The 2,313-nt window shown below is 63.9% G+C and carries 4 protein-coding genes; all 4 read right to left on the reverse strand.

The features are described from left to right. On the reverse strand, positions 1–448 hold a 448-nt coding region (locus EOA36_RS33585), incomplete at its 3' end, for an SDR family NAD(P)-dependent oxidoreductase (RefSeq protein WP_127281026.1). 154 nt (positions 449–602) lie between these two features. Then, a complete protein-coding gene (locus EOA36_RS33590; RefSeq protein ID WP_127281027.1) occupies positions 603–1,559 on the reverse strand; it encodes a D-amino acid aminotransferase in 957 nt (318 codons plus the stop codon). 137 nt (positions 1,560–1,696) lie between these two features. Then, the gene (locus EOA36_RS33595; RefSeq protein WP_127281028.1) at positions 1,697–2,011 is read right to left on the reverse strand and encodes a DUF2293 domain-containing protein; all 315 of its coding nucleotides are present in this window, start codon (positions 2,009–2,011) and stop codon (positions 1,697–1,699) included. After that, the coding region (locus EOA36_RS33600) for a TrmO family methyltransferase (protein WP_189553499.1) at positions 2,008–2,313 on the reverse strand (306 nt) is incomplete at its 5' end. The genes EOA36_RS33600 and EOA36_RS33595, both read right to left, overlap by 4 nt.

Here is a 2,313-nt window from a genome sequence, read left to right on the forward strand (position 1 = left end):
GGTAGAGGCCGAGCGAGGCAAAGGCATTGACGCCGCCGATCGACGAGATCTGGATGATGTGGCCAGACCGCTGCGCCCGCATGATCGGCAGGGCTGCCTGGGTGACCCACAGCGCGCCGAACACATTGGTCTCGATCTGGTCGCGGGCTTCCTGCTCGCTGACTTCCTCGATGGCGCCGAAATGGCCGTAACCGGCATTGTTGATGACGACGTCGAGCCGGCCAAAGCGCTTGTGTGCCTCGGCGACAGCGGCATCGACGGCTTTCTTGTCGGTGACGTCGAGCTTTAGCGCGGCGATGTTGTCGCCGTATTTTTCGACGAGCTCGGCGAGCGTGCCTGTGTCACGGGCGGTCGCGGCAACGCGATCGCCACGCGCCAATGCGGCCTCGGCCCAGACGCGGCCAAAGCCCTTCGACGATCCGGTGATGAACCAAACCTTTGTTGTCATGATGTGGAATCCCTTGCCCCTGCGGGCGCAATTTCTGGATGGAAGCGGAGGCTTCTCCGCTTCCGGGCATATACGGCCTGTCCGGTGATTTTCCAGAGGCGAGGGGAATCTTTTTGAACTCGGGGCTTTCCCGCAGAACAAGAAATCGTGTGAATCAGGGGTAGTTCACCGGGGTCGACCAGTCAGGGTCGTCGTGCTTTTGCCAATAGAGCGCCATCAGCCGGCTGGTGATCGGCCCGACCTTGCCGTCCGCGATCTCAGCACCGTCGATCTCCGTCACCGGCATGATGCCGCCGGCGGTTGAGGTGATGAAGACTTCCTCGGCGCCGCGCAACATGGCCACGCTGACATCCTTGGCCGTTGCCGAGAGGCCGGCCTCCGCGCAGAGATCGAAGACAGTGCGGCGGGTGATGCCCGGCAGCACGCCGATGGCCGGCGTCGACAGTCTGCCGTCCTTGACGCGGAAGACGTTGAAGCCCGGACCTTCGGCGACATTGCCGTTGAAGTCGAGAATGAGGGCCGTCTCGGCGCCGCGATCATAGGCATCGTAGAGGCCGCGCACGAGGTCGAGCCAGTGGTAGTTCTTGATCGCCGGATCGATCGAGGCCGGCGGAATGCGCACCTTGTCGCTGATGGAGACACGCAGGCCGCGCTGCAACTGCTCGGCATTGGCGACCGAGCCGAACGGCACGGCGAACGCCATGAAGCGGTTGATCGCCTGGCGCGGGTCGCGGCTGAAGGTCGGCGAAGCGCCGCGCGTGCACAGCATCTCGACATAGGCGGCGCGATGACCCGACAGCGCTGTGCAATTGTGCAGGATCCCGGCGACGCCATCGCGATCGAACGGGATCGTCATGCGCAGCTTGTCGAGCCCGCCGAAGAAACGGTCGAGATGCAGATCGAGGCGAAAGAAGCGGCCGTTCCAGACATGCACCGTATCGTAAGTGGCGTCCGAGTGCAGAAAGCCCCAATCCAGCACCGACACCTTGGCTTGCGACATCGGCAGGTACTGGCCGTCGAGGAAAGCGATGCCGTCGGGATAGGAATGCGGGTCGACATGGCGATCGCCGACCTGGGGCAGGAACGGTATATCTTGTGCGATTCGGCTCATCGGCAGCTCCTAGCCATGGCGTCACAAGCTATTGCCGGCAGCCCGAGCGCATAGAGCCAGTGGTCCGACTTCAGTCATCCTCGAGATGAAGACCCGGCCAGCATGACGCGGTGAGCGCCATGCGGCCCGGCACAGCCTTATTCCTCCTCGTCGTCGGCGTCGAGCAGGCGGGTGGCGCGCCAGCGTGTGAGCACGATGTTGGTCTGCTCGATGACGAAGAAACGCGCCGAGTCGCGATCATAGCCCTCGGCCAGCAGCTTCTCGTAGTCGGTGTGCATGTGACGGATATGGGCGATCGTCGCCAGCCAGACCGCGATCGTCGGCGGCAAGGTCTTCATATGCACCGAGCCGGCGTCGGTGCGGATCTTCTCCATGTCGGCATAAGGGGCCAGCGGCAGAAGTGCTGTCAGCGCCTTGGCGATGGCGCGGCGGCGGCCGGTCGGAGCGCTCATCGCTCCTCGCGCCCCTCAACGGTCGCCTCTGATATGGCATCGGTCGAGGCGAAATAGGGCTTGATGTCGATGACCGGCGTGCCGTCGAGCACGTCGATGGCGTCGAGGTCGATGTGCCCAGTGGCAATGTCCAATCCGACGAGCTTGGCCACGTGCAGGCCGACCGGGTTCGGCCGGGCAGGGGAGCGCAACCCGAACACGCCTTTGGCATCAGCCGCATGGCGGGGCTTTTGCACGATCAGATTCCGCGGTGCGTGATGCAGCCAGGACAGGATAATGACATGGCTGGCGCGCTCCAGGCC

The sequence above is a fragment of the Mesorhizobium sp. M8A.F.Ca.ET.021.01.1.1 genome (assembly GCF_003998025.1).
Taxonomy (GTDB): domain Bacteria; phylum Pseudomonadota; class Alphaproteobacteria; order Rhizobiales; family Rhizobiaceae; genus Mesorhizobium.

Coding starts and splice junctions, on each gene's coding strand:
- EOA36_RS33595 (WP_127281028.1), bottom strand. CDS start 2,011: ATGAGCGCTCCGACCGGCCGCCGCCGCGCCATCGCCAAGGCGCTGACA.
- EOA36_RS33590 (WP_127281027.1), bottom strand. CDS start 1,559: ATGAGCCGAATCGCACAAGATATACCGTTCCTGCCCCAGGTCGGCGAT.